Origin of the sequence: Virgibacillus aidingensis, assembly GCF_010994035.1 — a bacterium.
GTDB lineage: Bacteria > Bacillota > Bacilli > Bacillales > Amphibacillaceae > Virgibacillus_N.
Genome location: NZ_WIXN01000002.1, coordinates 82,777 through 101,131 on the forward strand (window position 1 = coordinate 82,777; position 18,355 = coordinate 101,131).

General features: G+C 41.7%; 21 protein-coding genes. 3 read left to right on the forward strand and 18 right to left on the reverse strand.

All coding sequences use genetic code 11. From position 1 onward, the window contains the following. Positions 1 to 4 precede the first annotated feature (4 nt). From GHD25_RS02305 to GHD25_RS02380, 17 genes are all read right to left on the reverse strand, one after another. Entirely contained in the window at positions 5 to 601 is a 597-nt protein-coding gene (locus GHD25_RS02305; protein WP_164214738.1) for a hypothetical protein, read from the reverse strand. A 276-nt stretch (positions 602 to 877) separates the two neighbouring features. Next, a complete protein-coding gene (locus GHD25_RS02310; RefSeq protein WP_164214739.1) occupies positions 878 to 1,375 on the reverse strand; it encodes a PadR family transcriptional regulator in 498 nt (165 codons plus the stop codon). Positions 1,376 to 1,387: 12 nt separating this feature from the next. Beyond that, positions 1,388 to 3,856 (reverse strand): ABC transporter permease, encoded by a 2,469-nt coding sequence (locus GHD25_RS02315; RefSeq protein WP_164214740.1) that lies wholly within the window; start codon positions 3,854 to 3,856, stop codon positions 1,388 to 1,390. Beyond that, entirely contained in the window at positions 3,825 to 4,538 is a 714-nt protein-coding gene (locus GHD25_RS02320) for an ABC transporter ATP-binding protein (protein ID WP_164214741.1), read from the reverse strand. The genes GHD25_RS02315 and GHD25_RS02320 overlap by 32 nt, the downstream gene beginning before the upstream one ends. A gap of 5 nt (positions 4,539 to 4,543) precedes the next feature. Beyond that, positions 4,544 to 5,191, reverse strand: coding sequence for a hypothetical protein (locus GHD25_RS02325; protein WP_164214742.1), 648 nt, complete (start codon positions 5,189 to 5,191; stop codon positions 4,544 to 4,546). Between the two features lie 570 nt (positions 5,192 to 5,761). After that, positions 5,762 to 6,352, reverse strand: a complete 591-nt coding sequence (locus GHD25_RS02330; RefSeq protein ID WP_346426768.1) for a helix-turn-helix domain-containing protein — start codon at positions 6,350 to 6,352, stop codon at positions 5,762 to 5,764. Positions 6,353 to 6,612: 260 nt separating this feature from the next. Next, complete coding sequence (locus GHD25_RS02335) at positions 6,613 to 7,161, reverse strand: glycerol-3-phosphate responsive antiterminator (RefSeq protein ID WP_276207785.1); 549 nt, start codon at positions 7,159 to 7,161, stop codon at positions 6,613 to 6,615. 14 nt (positions 7,162 to 7,175) lie between these two features. Beyond that, positions 7,176 to 8,786: a glycerol-3-phosphate dehydrogenase/oxidase gene (locus GHD25_RS02340; protein WP_164214890.1), complete on the reverse strand. Its 1,611-nt coding sequence runs from the start codon at positions 8,784 to 8,786 to the stop codon at positions 7,176 to 7,178. Positions 8,787 to 8,996: 210 nt separating this feature from the next. Continuing rightward, positions 8,997 to 10,526, reverse strand: a complete 1,530-nt coding sequence (glpK, locus tag GHD25_RS02345; protein WP_164214743.1) for a glycerol kinase GlpK — start codon at positions 10,524 to 10,526, stop codon at positions 8,997 to 8,999. Further along, positions 10,513 to 10,800: an MFS transporter gene (locus GHD25_RS02350; protein ID WP_164214744.1), complete on the reverse strand. Its 288-nt coding sequence runs from the start codon at positions 10,798 to 10,800 to the stop codon at positions 10,513 to 10,515. The genes glpK and GHD25_RS02350 overlap by 14 nt, the downstream gene beginning before the upstream one ends. A gap of 593 nt (positions 10,801 to 11,393) precedes the next feature. Next, entirely contained in the window at positions 11,394 to 12,299 is a 906-nt protein-coding gene (locus tag GHD25_RS02355; RefSeq protein WP_164214745.1) for a hydroxymethylglutaryl-CoA lyase, read from the reverse strand. A 494-nt stretch (positions 12,300 to 12,793) separates the two neighbouring features. Next, the gene (locus tag GHD25_RS02360) at positions 12,794 to 13,372 is read right to left on the reverse strand and encodes an NADPH-dependent FMN reductase (protein ID WP_164214746.1); all 579 of its coding nucleotides are present in this window, start codon (positions 13,370 to 13,372) and stop codon (positions 12,794 to 12,796) included. A 209-nt stretch (positions 13,373 to 13,581) separates the two neighbouring features. Continuing rightward, positions 13,582 to 13,992: a transcriptional regulator Spx gene (gene spx, locus GHD25_RS02365; protein ID WP_164214747.1), complete on the reverse strand. Its 411-nt coding sequence runs from the start codon at positions 13,990 to 13,992 to the stop codon at positions 13,582 to 13,584. Between the two features lie 97 nt (positions 13,993 to 14,089). Further along, complete coding sequence (locus GHD25_RS02370) at positions 14,090 to 14,527, reverse strand: hypothetical protein (protein WP_240452189.1); 438 nt, start codon at positions 14,525 to 14,527, stop codon at positions 14,090 to 14,092. Continuing rightward, entirely contained in the window at positions 14,521 to 14,712 is a 192-nt protein-coding gene (locus GHD25_RS19880) for a TetR/AcrR family transcriptional regulator (RefSeq protein WP_240452190.1), read from the reverse strand. Before GHD25_RS19880 ends, GHD25_RS02370 begins: the two co-directional genes overlap by 7 nt. A gap of 103 nt (positions 14,713 to 14,815) precedes the next feature. Next, positions 14,816 to 15,115, reverse strand: coding sequence for a hypothetical protein (locus GHD25_RS02375; protein WP_164214748.1), 300 nt, complete (start codon positions 15,113 to 15,115; stop codon positions 14,816 to 14,818). Between the two features lie 28 nt (positions 15,116 to 15,143). Further along, entirely contained in the window at positions 15,144 to 16,388 is a 1,245-nt protein-coding gene (locus GHD25_RS02380; RefSeq protein WP_164214749.1) for a hemolysin family protein, read from the reverse strand. A gap of 235 nt (positions 16,389 to 16,623) precedes the next feature. Here GHD25_RS02380 and GHD25_RS02385 point away from each other — a divergent pair, with 235 nt between their 5' ends. The 3 genes from GHD25_RS02385 to GHD25_RS02395 are packed head-to-tail and all read left to right on the forward strand — an operon-like array spanning position 16,624 to position 17,160. Continuing rightward, positions 16,624 to 16,743: a DUF4023 family protein gene (locus tag GHD25_RS02385; protein ID WP_164214750.1), complete on the forward strand. Its 120-nt coding sequence runs from the start codon at positions 16,624 to 16,626 to the stop codon at positions 16,741 to 16,743. A gap of 22 nt (positions 16,744 to 16,765) precedes the next feature. Further along, positions 16,766 to 16,960, forward strand: a complete 195-nt coding sequence (locus tag GHD25_RS02390) for an H-type small acid-soluble spore protein (protein WP_164214751.1) — start codon at positions 16,766 to 16,768, stop codon at positions 16,958 to 16,960. After that, entirely contained in the window at positions 16,960 to 17,160 is a 201-nt protein-coding gene (locus GHD25_RS02395; RefSeq protein ID WP_164214752.1) for an H-type small acid-soluble spore protein, read from the forward strand. The genes GHD25_RS02390 and GHD25_RS02395 overlap by 1 nt, the downstream gene beginning before the upstream one ends. 436 nt (positions 17,161 to 17,596) lie before the next feature. Here GHD25_RS02395 and GHD25_RS02400 read toward each other — a convergent pair whose 3' ends face one another. Next, a complete protein-coding gene (locus GHD25_RS02400; protein ID WP_164214753.1) occupies positions 17,597 to 18,310 on the reverse strand; it encodes a hypothetical protein in 714 nt (237 codons plus the stop codon). Between the last annotated feature and the right edge of the window lie 45 nt (positions 18,311 to 18,355).

The window sequence follows — 18,355 nt, forward strand, 5'->3', positions numbered from 1 at the left end:
CTATTTACTTAAATTCAGCTTTCAGCAGAAATGCAGTATCATAGTCCTCCAACTCCTCTGCATGTTCATCTGCATCCTCATAAAAATAGTCAGGAAGGGAACTCATCCCACCTTCATCACTGGAGTAAAGTATGCTTGCCAATACCATTTCCCCACTAGCGGGATCTTTTTCATTCGGATTAATTCCCCATACACTGGATACATTTTCACCCGGAAGCGCCGTCGTATTGCGTGACACACTAACAACATTATTGCTGCCGATCCCGCTATGTAAAAAAAGCCGATTCCCGGAACTATTCATTCCGGAAACCGTGAAGATAATGGAGCCTTCCTCCTGTATTTCCGCAGAGAAATAAATCAGCTTGTCATCAATCAATTCCCCTGATTCATATCTTTCAACCGAGACAGTGAGTTCCTCCAATTCCTCATCCGTATGAAAATCAAATACAAAGGATTGTTCTGCTGTTGTAGAAAGTATAGCTTCTTCTCTCCCTGTTAAATCAGCCTCGAGCACTTTACTTGATTCTGTAGTGTTGCCTTGACAGGCATGCAGAAAAAAAGTGATGAAGATTGACATGGATAATATAAGTGCTTTTCGCATATTCGCCTCCTGCTTAAGTGACCATATAAATTGACTAATCGAAGTAGTATAACCACTTCCAAACCACTTAAATAACTTACACAATCTGTGCTTAGTTAACATTGTCTTTCACAACATTTTAAACATGCTTTTTCTAATCGTACCACTGATCTTTCTTAACGGGCATTAGAGATGATCCATTCAATGAAGCATGCTGCTTTTCCGTGTCAACTTTCATTTCCTGTCATTCGGGCTCTTCATTCATGGCAGGCATTTCATGTACCTCAATCCCTGCATTTACTTCCCCGCTATCATATCCAGCCACTTGATATCCGCCTCCAAATGAAGCAAGGCTCCTTCCACAAGCATTTTCATCGTTTGATTTCCGGATTGATTCATTTCCTTTTTTAAATGCGTCAAGTGCAGTACGTCTTTTACCATCGTTTGTTTTTGCATCTGAATCATATGCGCTTTATCCTCATAATCTATATGGCTTGCACACAGGTATTTGAAATAAAATTCATCCTTTAGTAAAGAACGGCTTACAGGCTGCTTCAGCCAGGACCACAATTCTTCTTTCCCCTGATCGGTAATGGTATATAATTTGCGATCTTTCTTATCATGACCGGGAGACGCAACGAGTTCATCTCTTTCCAGCCGGTCAAGTGTTGTATAAACTTGACCGGCATTCAATGGCCACATACTTTCGACAAGATCCTCAAAACCGGTTTTCAGTTCATAGCCATGTCTTGGTTTTTCATATATTAACGCAAGTAGTGAATGTTTTACAGACATAATGATCCCCGCTTAGTCATAAGATATCGCATCCTTTACCTTCACACGTGATGCGGCGGCGCTAGGCAGCCATGAAGCAGCAAGGCTGAATAGTATACCGCTGGAAATAGCCAGAATCAGGCTGACCCACGGAACAGAAAAACGCAATAAATCCTGTGCCATTTCTGATTGGGAATTCAGGTAGATTACCAGAATTCCATACGCCGTTCCAACGATGACACCCGTAAGTCCAATAATCAGTCCCTCTGCTAAAATCATACGTTTGATTTGGCTTTTTGTAAATCCAATTGCCCGCATTACGCCAAGTTCCTTTGTCCTCTCGATTGTATTCATCAGCAGCGTGTTGCTGATTCCGATTGCTGATAAGGCAATAATAAGCAGCAGGAGACCCTGCATCAGTTCGTTCATCCCTTCCAGGGCGCTTACAGATGCTTCTGCATTTTGCGAAGCTGTCGAAATACTGGAGATCTCGTCACCATAGTTTTCCCATAAATAGTTTTGCAGTTGAAAGGAGTTTGCCTCATTATCTAAACTAATAGCCAATTGAAATGGTTCAGGCCAATTTAGTGATGATGCCAGCATTGCATCTTCTGCAAATGCCGCATAGCCAGTGTAATGGGCAGTTTGCACCGTGCCTTTTACATAAAAATCACTTGCACCGGCCGGGGTGTTCAACGTAATCACTTCACCGACTTCACCATCCCATTCATTCAGTGCCCGCTCCCCGAGGTAAAGGCCAGGTAATGTATCGGATTTATCCGTCTCTTCTGTTACACGGAATATGTCCTGCTCATGGGCATGACCGGAAAAACTCATTATCGAAAACTCTCTGGCATCTCCATCGTTCGTTTCCCATGTAATAGAAGGTATATCAGCAAAACGCTGAGCATTCTCCGTACCATCTGAGGCTTTTATATCCTCCACCTCTTCCTCTTGCCAAGGGGTTTCTTTTTGTACAATCATATCCCCGCCAAATGTGCTTCGAATATCGTCTTCCATTCCATCCGGCAATGATTCCAGTGCCGCACTCATAAACAATGCCAGACTAACGCCTATTGCCAGCATCGCCGAGGTGTTCCCATTCCGGTTTTTAAATTGTTTCACAGATCGAAGTGCCTGTTCCCCGGGGTATTGGAAAAGCAGCTTAAATAATGGACTGACCAGCTTTTGAAGACCATTCATAAATACAGGGTAAAGCAGCACCAGACCGAGAAACAAGAATAAAAATGCGATAACATCATCAATCAGACCGATTCCTGTAAACACCACACCAAAGACGACCCGGAAAATATTTGTTTTTCTGCTGCGCTGTCTCACTGCCGACTGATTGGACATTGCTTCCAGTACCGGCGTTTTACCAGCTTGGTATACGGGAAAAGCAGCTGCCGCAAAAGGGAATATCAGACCAATTACCGCTGCAGTTATGATTGGAGACAAGATTTCCAGTTCATAGGTAATATTTTGCGTGGCGATGGCACCCATTAATAATTCCTGAAAGTAACCGCCAAATGCAACACCCAGAGGAAGTGCAATCACTGTACCGATTATAGCAAGAAGTCCTATCTCCTGCAGCACAAGACGGTATACTCCACCATTGGTATAGCCTAGACTTTTCATTACGGCAAATTCTTTTCTTCGCTCCATGATGTTTGTGTAAATCATATTAAATGCAATAAACCCACTAATAAATACGGATAGTATTGCTATAATGTCAAACGTCCAGTATAATCCCTCCAGATCGTTATTTTGTCTATCGTCAATGACAACCTGCTGTACGAACATATCCGATGCGGCAAGCTCTTCCTGATAGGCGGCAAAGATTTCATCACTCTGACCCTCTGCAGTTTCAAAACGATAGCTGGAAATCCGCCCGTCCAGCCCGCTCCATTCCTGCAGTACATCAAGCGGTACCATTACCCGGGAATGCACATAATTTGCCTCTTCCAGTGTTTGCGGGCTGCTCAGCATGGATCCCTCATGGACAATGGCCGTTATTTTCAGCGTTCCCATATCCGAAAAGGTAATGTCATCCCCCAACTCCTTATTCCAAAGGCTTGCGGCATTTTCCGTTATAATCAGCCCTTCTTTTGTAACATCTCCTTCTTTTACCGGCAGTTCAAATAAGCCATTATCAAAACTGGAAACGCCCGAAAACCTAACTGATGATTGTGCTTTAGACAGGCCGTCGATTTCCACAAATCCCTGCTTTAACAGGGTGCTGATTCCTTTCTTAAATTCCTCTCTATCCTGAAGCCAATCCAACCTGTTCTCTTCAAATGTATGATTATTGCTTTCAATCCAGTAATCTGCGCTTCCTGCATATAATTTTTCATAGTAATCCAATGTTTCAGATGTTGTTTCTTTAGCAATCAGCATACCCGTCATAACAACCACACCAATAATAATGGCAATCAGCGTGAGAAAAAATCGCTTTTTGTTTCTGGTAATATTACGCCATGAAACGAGTAAGGAATGCCGCATAGTCCTCATCCTCTCTTCGCACCTCTGTTTCAATAATGCCGTCTTTAAACAGAAGAATTCTGTCTGCATAACCTGCAGCAAACATATCGTGTGTCACCATGACCACGGTTTGCCCGCGTTTCTGGTGAAGATTGGAAATGATATCTAAAATGTCGCTGGAACGCTCTCTGTCCAGGTTTCCTGTAGGTTCATCTGCAAGCAGGATGGCCGGTTGATGAATAAGTGCCCGGGCAATGGCTACACGCTGCTGCTGTCCTCCGCTCAATTCATGCGGAAACCGGCGTTCATAGCCTTCCAAATCAACTGCCTGCAACAGTTTTTCTATTTCTTTCGGATCGACTTTTTTCCCATCTGCATGAAGCGGAAAAGCAATATTTTCAAGCACGGTCAACGTTGGCAGAAGCTGATAATTTTGAAATATAAACCCTATTTTTTTCCGTCTGATAATGGTTCGCTGCTTTTCATTTTTCTTTTGCAGCGCTGTACCTTCCAGTTTCACTCCGCCGGATGTAGGAACATCCAGACCGCCAAGCAACTGCAGAAGTGTACTTTTTCCGGATCCGCTCGGCCCCATAATTGCTACAAATTCTCCCTCTTTAATGGTAAGGTCGACCCCTTTTAAAATGGAAGTGACCTCTTTTCCGACGGTAAATTCCTTCGTTACGTTTTCTGCCTGTATCATAAAAATCATCCTTTCGGTTTTGATGGAAAAATGGTAAAAGACCATGAATAAATAAAGTCAATAATGAAAACGATTGCCCAAACCATGGAGATTCCGTAAATAGTGTCATTGGCATATGGGGTTTCTGCTGCATTTTCTGCCCCAATCCATGAAAGATCTGTTATATAGGAGGCCATCTCATTCAAGCCGCTGGTTCCATAGATCCAAAAAATAAATTGAGCAGCACTGAATACTGTTAAATGTGCCATGGAAGACCAGCGATATTTCATTGCCACATATTTGGGATCCTTTTGCCTGGCCATGATCCTTCTGTCTTTATCCGAAAGCAGGTCAACCCCGCGCCAGCCTCCAATTTTTTTCCGCATCCAGCGATCCAGCTTCATAAAGTCAAAAATTCCAAATGTACATGCATAGATGACAAAAATGGTGATGATAATCAGGAAGTTGGAAATCTCCCCTGTTTCCTGATAAATCAATATAGCCAATCCCGCCTCAGTTATTAATAACACCAGAAAAAACACCAGGAACAACAGGCTGAGCCTGCGTTTTCCAAAGAAGTACCTGACTGCCCCGCAGAGAATTAATGCAGCCAGCGACAACACTTCAGCCGTAATAAAAATTTCCCATTGGTATAGAATCAGTTCATCCAACATTTCATAAGCGCCTCCACATTTACATACTCAGTATCTATTTACTGAGTATATACATACTGAGTATGTAAGTCAATATGTTTTTTAAAATAAGGAAAATAATATTCAATAAAATTGTATAGTGAGCAGCGGTGATGGGGGGGTGTGGTATTTTTGGGTAAAGGAATTGATTAACTTTATTAGCAAGGTAAAAGAAATTACTTCAACTGATTTAGTAATAAAGGAAAGGTAATACCTAAAACAGTAACTGTTCAGGAGAAGAAGAGGATTTCAGATTAAACCATTGTTGTTTTTCTCATTACATTTATACCTGCTATCCGCTGTCAGCAGCATTCTGTTAATTGCCTGGCTGATAATATGGCAGTTATATTCATAAGGATTAAGGCAGGTAGTTTGATAAATGCAGATAACTATTTAATGTGAGAACCTTATTAAGGATGACCATAAAGAAAACGGAGGGGCGGAAGGGCATTCGAATTTTTTCTATTCCTGCCATAAAGAGTATGCTGGGACGGTGATGGCCATGAAAAAAACTGCTGTATCCATTGTTGGGCTTTACAGCAGTTATCCGTTTCAATCATCTGTATCGATAAAAATAGTAAGGACCTTGGCGCCTTTGTTGTCAACAGGAATGAAGAGGTGAGTCTTTTTCCCATTAAAATAGGCAGTGTCCCCTTTTTCCATTTTGTGTTTCTCATCATTGTAAAGCAGTTCAATCGCACCTTCCAATATGTAAATAAACTCGTCCTGGGAGTGCGTATATGGTTCATGCCGTAAGTTTGCATCTTTTGGTGTTACGTGGACAATTGTTGGTTCAATGCTGGAAAACTTCGTCCTGTTTGCCAGCAGTTCAAACGAATATCCCATATTTTCATCGCCAACTTTTAACTGCCTTTCTGATTTTGGAAGCAGCATAAGGTCTGTTTCAGGATGGCTGTCAAGCACCCAGGACAGGGAAACTCCCAGTGCATCACTGATTTTGGATAATGTTGCCACTGCAGATGCAGTCTGTCCATTTTCAATTTTTGACAGTAAACTTTTGGATATACCGCATTTATCTGCGATTTGCTGCTGGGTTTTTTTATTACCCAGCCTGGCCTGCTTGATTTTTCTGCCAATATTATGTAAATCCAGCGGGACTCTCCCCTTTCTGACCGAAATGATTAAAAGTCATTATATCACAGAAAAGCAGGATTGCAGAAGGAAAAGGGTGTTTCGGCAATATCAATAAATTATTCGGGATTGGAAAATTACATTATAATATTTCCATATACTGACGCTTCCATAAACATCAATAACTTTTCTCTATTGTGATGGACTGCCTGACTATACACGGCTTGGCGCCGGCTTTCTTTTAAATTTTTTGTTGCATTGGATTTTACTATGAAGCAATGGAAAAAGCAGTCTCAACCATATCAATGGTTTTAAACTGCTTTCCACAAATCTTGCCGTGACGTTGTAACTGCTTTGGCTCCTGCATCAATCGCTTGCTTAACATCATGTTCTGTTTCAATTAATCCACCTGCAATAATGTCAATTCCTGTTTCTTCATGCACTTTCCGGATATAAGAAGGTATGATTCCCGGAAGAAGTTCAATTACATCCGGTTTAATCGTACGTGCAAGCTGCAAACTCGTATGAAGGGCGATCGTATCAAGCAGAAACAGTCGCTGTATCGCCATTATATTGTTCTTTTTAGCCGTTTTGAGCATATCCACTCGCGTAGAAATAATACCTGCAGGTTTAATTGTTTGTGATAAAAATTCAGCAGCATAACGATCATTTTTCAAACCTTGAACTAAATCTGCATGGAGGATCATTTTCTTATCCGCTTTTCTTGCGTACTTTCGCACACTCCCAAGTTGGGATATATGAAGCTCAAGGGCGACAAAAAACTTCTCATCTCTTTCCAGGACTTTCTCAAAATCCTGCATGTTTTTTACGGCCGGGATTATTGTTTGTCCATTAAACACTTCATCACACTCCATCATTGATCAGGTATCATTATTTTCCACATATCATTAAGTTCAGCGATACGCTTTGTTTTTTCCTCTTCTGACCAGTGAAGCTTCTCAGACATCGCTTCAACTACGGCATTTTTATTTTCCCGTGCCTTATCGATATCAAACAACATGTATGATGTACGGCGGAGCAAAAAATCTACCGGTGTTAAAGCCATCTCGTATTCCAGAGCGTAACGAAGCGACGCCCAAACTGCTTTCGGAAGTTGAAATCGCTCTGCCTCTTCATCATCAAGGTACGTAAATACTTGAGATACGTTAGAACCGTAACGTTCCACTAATTCCCTTGAAGTTTTCCCGTCTAAACCAAGTTTCATACCTGCACGTACGAACGTCTCGTTAAAAGATTTGAGTTCCTGGGAACCTCCAACATCGCCACCGGATAATACAAGATTTTTCGTTTGGCAATTTTTATATTTTATCCCAGTTTCCTTTTCCAATTCCTGAGCTACTATCGTGACAATGGAATCCGCCATTTTTCGATAGCCGGTTAATTTCCCCCCGGCGATCGTCATTAACCCGCTAGCCGAATGAAAGATTTCATCCTTGCGGGAAATGTCTGTTGGGTCCTTTCCTTCCTCATGGATGAGCGGCCGTAATCCTGACCAGCTTGATTCGACGTCATCCGCCGCAATATGATAACCGGGAAACATTGCGTTTGTTGCTTTTACAATATAATCAATGTCATCAGCGGTCACTCCCGGTTCCCGCGGGTCACCATCATAATTGCTTTCGGTCGTTCCCACGTACACTTTGTCCCCACGCGGAATAGCAAACATCATCCGCCCGTCCTTAAAGGGTGTATCAAAATAAACCGCTTGCTGGAGCGGTAAACGCTTCTTGGATAAAACAACGTGGACACCTTTGGATAAGAGAATGGTTTTCCCGGTTTTCGAGCGATCCTGTTCCCGCAAATGATCAACCCATGGGCCAGTCGCGTTAACGATCTTCTTTGCATATATATTAATCGCTTTATCTGTGATCATGTCACGGGCTACGACACCGATCACTTTGCCGTTATCATAAATGAACGATTCTGCTTTAACATAGTTTGCAAGGAGTGCCCCCTTCTCTGCCGCAGTTTTCGCTACTTCAAGCGTCAAGCGGGCATCATCGGTGCGATATTCCACATACATCCCTGCGCCGCGGAGATTTTTACCGGCTAAAATCGGTTCTTTTTTCCTGGTTTCTTTTGCACCCAGCATTGTGCGGCGTTCCGCTTTTTTCACGCCGGCAAGACGGTCATATATGGATAGTCCTATTGAGGTTGTAAACGAACCAAATGTCCCTCCTTTGTAGAAGGGTAACATCATTCGTACCGGTGTTGTCACATGTGGTGCATTCTCGTAAACGATTGCACGCTCTCTTCCGACTTCAGCCACCATTTTAAACTCCAAATTTTTCAGATATCTTAAACCACCGTGCACAAGCTTCGTGGAACGACTCGAGGTCCCGGCAGCAAAATCCTGCATTTCAATCAGTCCTGTGTCAATACCGCGGGTTTGGGCATCAAGCGCAATACCTGCCCCTGTGATCCCTCCTCCTATAATCAATAAATCAAGGTTTAATTGCGTCATTTTATCTAATACAATTTCCCGTGAGTATGCTGAAGAAGTCAAATCAATTCCTCCTGTCAAAATTAATACAAAAAAAGATCACAGACTCCCAAACGGCATGTCAGCCCGCCGTTTGTTTGCTGTGATCTACTCAATAACTCCGATCATGTTTATCAACTTGTCTTTAGTATACGGCAAATAACTTTTATTGTAAAGCGAAATGAATACGATCTACTCAGGCTTAAATCCCATCGTTGCTTCCACTGCTTTCTTCCAGCCGTGATATAATTGATTCCGCACTGATTCATCCATCTTTGGTTCAAACGATCGTTCCATTTTCCATTTTTCCGCAATTTCATCTTTACTGTCCCAAACCCCTACAGCTAAACCGGCTAAGTAAGCGGCACCCAGCGCAGTCGTTTCTTTCACGGTCGGCCGTTCAACCGGGACATCAAGGATATTGCTTTGAAATTGCATAAGGAACTCATTTCCAACAGCGCCGCCGTCAGCACGCAGTTTTTTGAATGGAATACCTGCGTCTTTTTTCATTGCCCCCATGACATCTTTCGTTTGGTAAGCTAAAGATTCAAGCGTCGCCCGTACGATATGCTCCCGCTCTGTTCCTCTTGTAATGCCAAACATAGCTCCACGTGCAGCGCTATCCCAATATGGTGCTCCTAAACCAACGAAGGCAGGCACAACATAAACGCCGTCTGATGATGTTACTCGTGCGGCAAAGGCCTCACTATCCGACGATTGTTCAATTATTTTCAGGCCGTCCCGCAGCCATTGCACCGCGGAGCCAGCTACGAATATACTACCTTCCAATGCATATTCCACTTTGCCATCAAGTCCCCAGGCAATTGTCGTTAACAAGCCATTTTCGGACGTCACCGCTTTTTCTCCGGTGTTCATTAAGATAAAACACCCGGTTCCGTACGTGTTTTTTACCATCCCCTCTTCAAAGCACGCTTGGCCAAATAATGCAGCATGCTGATCTCCAGCCACACCTGCAATAGGAACTTTCGAGCCGAAGAAATGATATTCAACGGTTTCCGCATACACTTCCGAAGAGGATTTTACCTCAGGCAACATCTGTTTCGGAACGCCTAAAATATCGAGCAGTTCCTCGTCCCATTCCAGGTTGTGGATGTTAAACATCAGCGTGCGTCCGGCATTCGTATAGTCCGTTACATGTGCCGCACCGCCGCTTAGTTTCCAAATCAGCCATGTATCAATGGTTCCGAACAATAGGTCACCGTTTTCTGCTTTTTCGCGGGCGCCTTCTACGTTATCAAGAATCCACTTCACTTTTGTGCCAGAGAAATATGGATCAAGCAAAAGACCCGTTTTCTTCTTAAATGTTTCATTATGCCCCTCTTCACGCAGTTGTTCACAAATCGAAGCCGTTTGCCGGGATTGCCATACAATAGCATGATAAATTGGACGGCCAGTATGCTTATCCCACACGACCGTTGTTTCCCGCTGATTTGTAATCCCAATCCCTGCAATTTCTTCAGGGCTAATCTCCACTTCGGTAAATAAACCGGCAATGACAGCAAGAACAGAGCCCCAAATCTCATTTGCATCATGTTCAACCCATCCGGGCTTGGGGAAATGCTGGGTAAACTCCCTTTGTACCGTGTGAACAACTTCCCCTTCACCGTCAAACAATATTGCCCGCGAACTTGTCGTTCCTTGATCAATGGCAAGGATGTACTTATTTCCCACTTTTTCACCTCCCCCTTTATACACTTGCATTTCTCTCTTTCAACTCTCTTAGTATTTGAGGATATTGCTTATCCAATTTAAACAGGAATAAAAGGATGATCATTAAGATACTTAAAATGATAGGAAGGTGAATGAATAGCACGTTTATCGTAAATAACGCACTGTCAGCTTGGACTGCTTGTCCACCTACATATCCTCCAAGGGCTAATCCCCAACCTATAAACGCACTGCCAAATCCTGTTCCAATTTTAATCCCCATACTGGCACCGCTATAGAGGGCTGGGAAAAAAATTTTAGTAAACAAGAACCCGAACATCCTTATACACTAAGCTTAGAACCCGCTCTCCGGAAATATACTACGCTTTCACCATTGGCACAAGTGCGACATCCGTTCAAACTCCTTTTGGTCGTTCTCTCGTTGTCTGCTTTGCCGCGGGCATCGGTAAGCCTCCTCGTGCTGATGCACTGCGGGGTCTACCGATGCCTTTGCTCCCGCTGGAGTCTACGTATATTTCCGGAGCTAATATGGTAGATTGTTCGTCTTTTCAATGTCTACTCAGAGTTCTGTCTCAGCCTCTTTAAAAATTTACTTTTAATTCATTCACCTCTCATAGCTTTGACCTAACCCTCCCTTTTTCCAATAAGTAAAGAGAACCCTTTCATTATACGTTGGATCAGAAAATAGATAGTATTGAGAGCAATAAAAAAAATAGCTCAATTACAGATTGATTTCCATCACTCTGTAAAAAAGCTATTCCTCATCTACTCATTAGCTTATTTATTAACTTTGAATTTATTATACATAATTATTTTTTTATTGTAAACCCATACATTAAATTAAAATCGAGCGTTTCCAGGAGTTGTTCACATTAATCCATATTTTAATAGTATTCTTTATTATTGCTGTGCTGCAGCATATGCAACTGATTTACTCGGCAAATCTTTTCCCAGTTTATTTTGAATATAAAGTGCTGCTTCCTGAAGTTTTTTCTCACATATTCCTGTTTTTATTCCAAGGCCGTGCATAAGGTATAAAATGTCGTTGGTAGCCACGTTTCCTGCGGCACCGGGAGCGTACGGGCATCCGCCAAGTCCGCCGACAGCACTGTCAAACCTTGTGATACCGTATGCCATGGACGTCATGATATTGGCAATTGCCATGCCTCTAGTATCATGAAAATGCATGATGATCCGGTCTTTGGAATAACGATTCACCACAGCTTCAAGCAGCTCTTCCACCTGTGAAGGGACAGCAGTACCGATCGTATCTCCGAATGACAGGTCATCTACACCGCATTCCAGCAGCTGGTCACTTACGCGAATGACTGCATCAGGTGAAATCCTTCCTTCATACGGACAATCAAAGACAGTCGATACATAGCCGGTGACATGCTTTCCTGCTTTCTTTGCTTCCCGGATCACTTCGCCCAAAACCGGAAATGTATCATCAATGGACTTGTTTATATTCTTTTTATTGTGCGCCTCACTTGCCGACATAAATACGGAAGCCCCGTCAATACCGGTTTCCAAAGCCAGTTCAAGCCCCTTCATATTAGGCACGAGCGCAGAATAACGCACTTCGGGATTCCGTTTGATTTTTCTTCCTGCTTCATGGGCATCAGCAAGCTGCGGTATCCATTTCGGATGAACAAAAGAAGAGTATTCAATTTCTCTCACACCGGACTCAGAAAGCATATTAATCCAATTTACTTTGTCTGCTGTTGAAATCCGCTTCTTCTCATTCTGCAAACCATCCCTTGGGCCAACTTCTTTAATTTGAACAAATTCCGGCCAACGTCCCATAGTTATCCCTCCCCGGAGTTTTATTGCGAACCACCGCTTCAGCAACATCTCCTATTATATTGAATGCGCTTTCAGCACTTTTGTTACAGAAATGTCATCTATTTATTTTCCGCACCAATAACTTGCTTCCCATTTCTTATTCCCTTTTTGTTCTACCTTATAACAATTATATTCAATGACGTTTATCACTATTCAACCTTGTTGAATATACTATATAATAAATTTTCGGAATTTGCAATGGTGAATTGCATTTAATGGAAGATGAGAAGATGATTGGAGGCCTAAGCATTTGTGACGGTGGTACAGCATTTCCTCAACCGTCAATATGCATAACGGGGAAATAACTGCCGGCAGGACATAGATGGTAATTAATTTAAGGTTTCAAGCTCCCCAAAACGATGGACTTTATCCGTTACAGTATTTGAGTAAAAAAAGATGCGGTGTCAGGAGCGTTTATCCCCCTGACACCGCATCTTTTTTTATTCACTCTGATTTTAGTTAGTTACTTTCTCTTTTCTTACTGTTTTCAATGCCTGGCTCCAGGCAATTACCTGGTCCAGCATGCCATTTGCATTTGCTGCATGATAATCAGCAGGTTTGAACTCGGTAAAATCAACAAAGTCTGTCATCAGTGAGAATGTCACTGCTGTTTGCACATCCGCAACCTGAAGTTCCCCAAAAATCAAACGAAGATTTTCATGGGCACGTGTACCGCCAAGGCTGCCATAGCCTACGAAGCCTGCTGCTTTATTGGCAACTTCCGGTTTTAAGTGGTCAAGTGCGTTTTTCAGTGCACCGCCGACTGCGTGATTGTATTCCGGCGCTATAAAAATATAGCCGTCAAAACTGTTCATTTTCTCTGACCATGCCTGAATGATTTGCTCTGCTTTTGACTGTTCATCCTCCGGCAATGCCTCTCCCAGCATTGGTAATTTATAATCAGCAAGGTCGACGAGCTCATAGGATACGTCCTGATCATTGCGTTTTGTTGCAAAATCATACATCCAGTTTGCAACAGCTTCCCCGTTGCGGCCTTGACGTACACTTCCTAAAACAATTCCTATCTTTAACATATGAAAATTCCTCCTGGCGTTATATTTATAATGAATTCATTATTTTTGAATTCATATCTATTTAAACAATATTTATTCTAACACCTTGAAATATAATTTGCAATAGAAATTGATTATTTTTTATCATATAGTTATAAAAAGTAAGTTACGATTTGTTAAAAAGACCTGCTCCCGGCAGGCCTTAACCTGAGCAGCACTTCTATGAATGCCTACCCTTTGGCAATTTGAACATTATTCAGCTGCCACTGAAGAAACTGATGTTTCCGCGTTTTTCTTGGAACGAATTGGCGGATATCATCTTCATGATAACCTACCTGAATACGCTTTTCATCAATAATAATGGGACTGCGCATAAGACTGGGGTGTTGTTGTATAATGTTGAGTAGTTCCTTAAGCGGAAGTGAGTCCAGATCCATATTAAGATCCTTATACACTTTGGATCGTGTTGCGATAATTTCATCCGTCCCTTCCAAAGTCATCCGAAGAATGGAATGAAGCTCTCCAATGGTTAACGGCTGCCTCAGGATATTTCTTTCCACAAAACTGATTCCGTGATTATCCAGCCAATCTTTGGCTTTCCTTGTCGATGAGCATGGGGTTCCATATAACGTTACTGTCATGTATCATACCTCGTCTCTTTCATTTTCATTGTACTTTTTTCACATACTTCTTTTTTAAAAAAGCGGAGAAATAACCACCTCTTCTATTCTCTAAACTTTACTCTTCTGTCTTTCGGTACAGCCCATATTTCAACAGCGTCAGTTCAGATGTATAGTTATTTATTGCTTCCTCATCGGTTAAATCCCTGGAAAACTTCTCGATGAAATTACGAATGGTAACGGAGGTAAGGATTTGCATAACATAGAATAACTCCTTATCTTCGGAGATATTCAAGTATTTTTTATTAATTAATGGGCTGATCTTATCCAGCGAATCATCCATCATGCTGCTGCTGAACATGCCCGCAAAAGTGTGTTCCACTTTATGTGTCATATTTAGAAGGGCATTCTTCAAAAAGGGCAGATTCTTTTTATCAGGGGCATCGGAAATTATATCTTGAAACATCCCCGCCATGGCTTTAAACAAGTCCCCGCCATGCTGCTTCAAGAGCAAAGTAAAGTGTTCCTGCCGTTGTTTTGTATGCTCTTTTAACAAATAAAAAAAGCATCTTCTTTGTTGTCAAAGTATTGATAAAAACTCCCCCTTGGAATCCCTGCATCCTGTACCATGTTTGCGACGGATGCCTCGAACAGCGGAACCCTGGAAAACTCCTTTTCCACTGCATCAAGCAGGATTGTCTTCTTATCCTCGGGTAAGTTAAAAAACGTTTGCTTTGGCATTGCTGACCTCCATTACTTACTGCAAATGACATAATGTCATACTTAAATGATAAATGACACTGTGTCGTATGTCAACAGTTTTTTGTGACACCATGTCATTTTTTTATAGACTTTTCCCCTTCTCCTTAATTTGGGTTTTAAATGCATCAATAAAAGGCTTTGGTGATGCTTTCACTGTATAGGGAAATACGCCTTTTAATGTATGCAAGTAAAGAATGCCGCCTTTGCCCGCTACTTCTTTGTATGACACATCAAGTACGTCCTTAATTGGAAATTCCCTGCGCTTCGTAACTACTTTTTCATCGTACAGGTAGATCATCCGCTCTTCTTCTTCATCCCATTGCTCAATACTGCTCATTTTCCGTTCCACTTTTACATAAGGCTGCTTGGCAATTAACCCCATTTAATTCCTCCTGTCATATCTCCTGCCGCTAATCGGCTGAGATTGTTTTCTCCTCTTTCTTAATTTGCACTCGGCTTAACGTTCTTTCTTCTGTATTCAATATGGTGAAAACAAGACCATCTTTTTTAATTGTTTCCCCTTCCTCGGGAAAATAGTTAAATTCCTTCAGCAAATAGCCGCTGAGCACATCCTCCTCTTCAGGGATCTGTGTGTGGAAAATTGTATTCAACCGGTTAAGCGGTATTTTTCCATGGCAGATTATTTCCGTATCTGTTACATTTTCCACCAGTGCTTCATTTGCATCGTCCATTTCATCTTCTATTTCCAGACCCAGAAGTGCTTCAATGATATCCTCATGTGTGATGATACCCTCTGTACCTCCATATTCATCCAGTACAATTGCCATATGTTTTTTCTCCTGCATCATTTTGCGGAACACCCACTCAATCGAATGAAACTCAAAAACGATGAGCGGATCCATGTCACTATAGCTTTCCAGTGTTCTTTCCGGTTCTATCGACCAGGAAAGCAAGTATTTCGAATGAAACACACCAACAATGGTATCAATATTTTCGTCATAGATAGGATATCTTGTAAATGGATTCTCGATGGCAATATTGCGCACTTCTTCAAAGTCCGCAGTTTGCGGCAAGCCCATAATATCTACACGGGGGGTTTTCAATGCATCTTTTACATTTAAGTCCTGAAATTCCAATACTCCTTTAATCCGGTGAGATTCTTCTTTCTTAAAAATCCCCTCTGTTCTTGCAATATCAACCATCGCCCGGATTTCATCCCGGGAAACAGAAGCCTCTGTCTGCTCGCCTTTGGAGAGAACACGAACAATGAAGTTAGTAATCACATTCAGTAAAAATGTAATCGGTTTTAAAATCAGAATAACAAATCGAATAACCGGATATATCACATAAGCAATCCGATCAGGGAATGCTGCTGCAATAGATTTTGGGATTACCTCGGCAAACACAATAATTACTATCGTTAATATTGCCGATGCCACCGCAACATTCCATCCATAGTCAATGGCAACCATTGTTACCAATGTTGGGAGTAAAATGTTTGCAATATTATTTCCGATAAGAATGGATGTAATAAACTGTTCCGGTTTGGAAACAAGGTTTAACAGCTTTTTCGATTTTTTATCCTTATTCCTTGCTCTTGTTTCCAGCTTCATTTTATTTGTTGCTGTCAGAGCTGTTTCACTGCCCGAAAAAAATAATGACACAAACAGTAATGCAATGATTGCGATAGTCACGCTTTACTTCCTCCTGATTGGGAAGAGATCCACTGCTTCAGCTTCTCCCCTATATTTATAGGTATATTAGCTTTATCATAAAGGAATTGCGTAAATTATAAAAGTAATTTGCAGATGAAAGGAAAAAGGATTTTCATACATGTTTTATATCATTTTGGATAAATTATAGAAACAGGTACGCTGTTACATTAATGCAAATTTAATTGGGGCACGCTGCCTGTAAAGGAGGGTTTTCATGGATAATACAAGAGAATTCGTTCAGGAATTTAAAGAAAATAAGCGAAAAGACAAACAAAATAAAGAACGTCAGGGACATAATGACCCTGCAAAAAAACTGCCAAACAAACGGCATTAAGGTAATAAAGGAGGCGTCCGGATTGGACAGACATCGCGCAGAAGAAATTGCCCAATCACCCGATATGAAGCAGGTAACGTATAACGGACAGCAAGTTTACATCCAGCATGTACATGAACAATCAAATTCAGCACGTATTTTTCCGCTGGACCAGCCGGAAAACGAATTTGATGTGCAGCTGGAAAACCTGCTGGAAACGAAAAGAGGGAATGCCTAATGGAAAAACAACGGGCTCAGGAAATAGTGGATGCCATCGAAATGATTCAAGTCTCCTATCGCGGGATCCCAGTTTATATTCAGGAAGTTCATGCCGAAAAAGATATGGCTACCGTATTCCCGCTGGACCAAATGGATGATGAACAGACGGTGGAATTAAATGGATTATATGAAGTGAACCCCAATGAATATCCAAATTAGCAGACAGAGAGACAGATTCCCCGTCCTTACGCTGATGGGCTGAGATAGTCCTTAATGTAATCAGCCGGAGAAACTCCGGTTATTACATGGGCGGTGTAAGCAACAGTGCGGAACAACGGAGAATTGGATACGTAAAGGAACAAACTTACTTTTTCTTAAAATGGGACCTTCAGTTTTGATTTCGGCAGCGCTTTTCGATATTCCCGAGGGCTGGCAGCACAGTCTATAGAATGGCATCTCTTAGAATCTCTTTGCCGTATGTTATTTTTAGTTTTCAAGAAAGTGATATATTACAGTATCGGTTTATGATCACTTCTGTGATATGAAGTACCAAGGATACGCTCTATGGTACTTCATTTTGATTTCCCGGCATAATCGCGTACTCTCTCTCTGATCCCGGAAGCGTGCATCATATCCACATTTCGGGACGACTGCTTCACTGCTTAAATAATTCTGATGACTGATCTTTTCCGGATAGTAATTTTGTCATGTAAGCAGAAGTGAATTTGGCGCTTTCCTCAATTTTTTCAGCAAGAAAGGCTGTTCGCTCAAACAGCGAGGAACGGAAATGATCGAATTGCCGGAGCATTTTCTGTGTGAGTGCTTCCTGGTTTTCCATTCGGTCCAGCATTTCGCCCTGGCTGTTCTCCTGTTCGCTAACCCTTTTCGCCAGCTGTTGGTGCAGCAGTGCCTGTTCGTCTATTTTTCCAATCAGTCTTTGAGCTTCTGTTTCGTACCCTTTCAGCTTACTTAGTATTTCCTGCTGTGACGCATGCATTTGCTTCATTTTGTTATTCTCATCAGAAGTATTTTCCTTTATCATATTTGATAGCAATTCGTTTTTTTCATCTAACATGAGTAGCTGTTTCATTACATGCCCTTCCACTTGCTCATGTTTTGTATTCATATCGAGGAGACGCTGTAAATGCTCCTGCATTTCTAACCATTTTCCTTGCTGGATCCCGTCCTGCTGTTTTTGATATGCATTCATATTTGCAATCGCTTTTTCCATCGATGCATTCACTTTTTCCTGTGCCTTTATCATTTCTTCCATATGATTTCGTATAAAAAAACCTTGATTCGGTGCAGAAATATCCTCTTTATTTTTAAAAATGCCTTGATGGCTGTTATGATTAATATATAACCCCATAATTACACCCCTTATTGCAATAGCTCTATTTATACTATGCAAAAC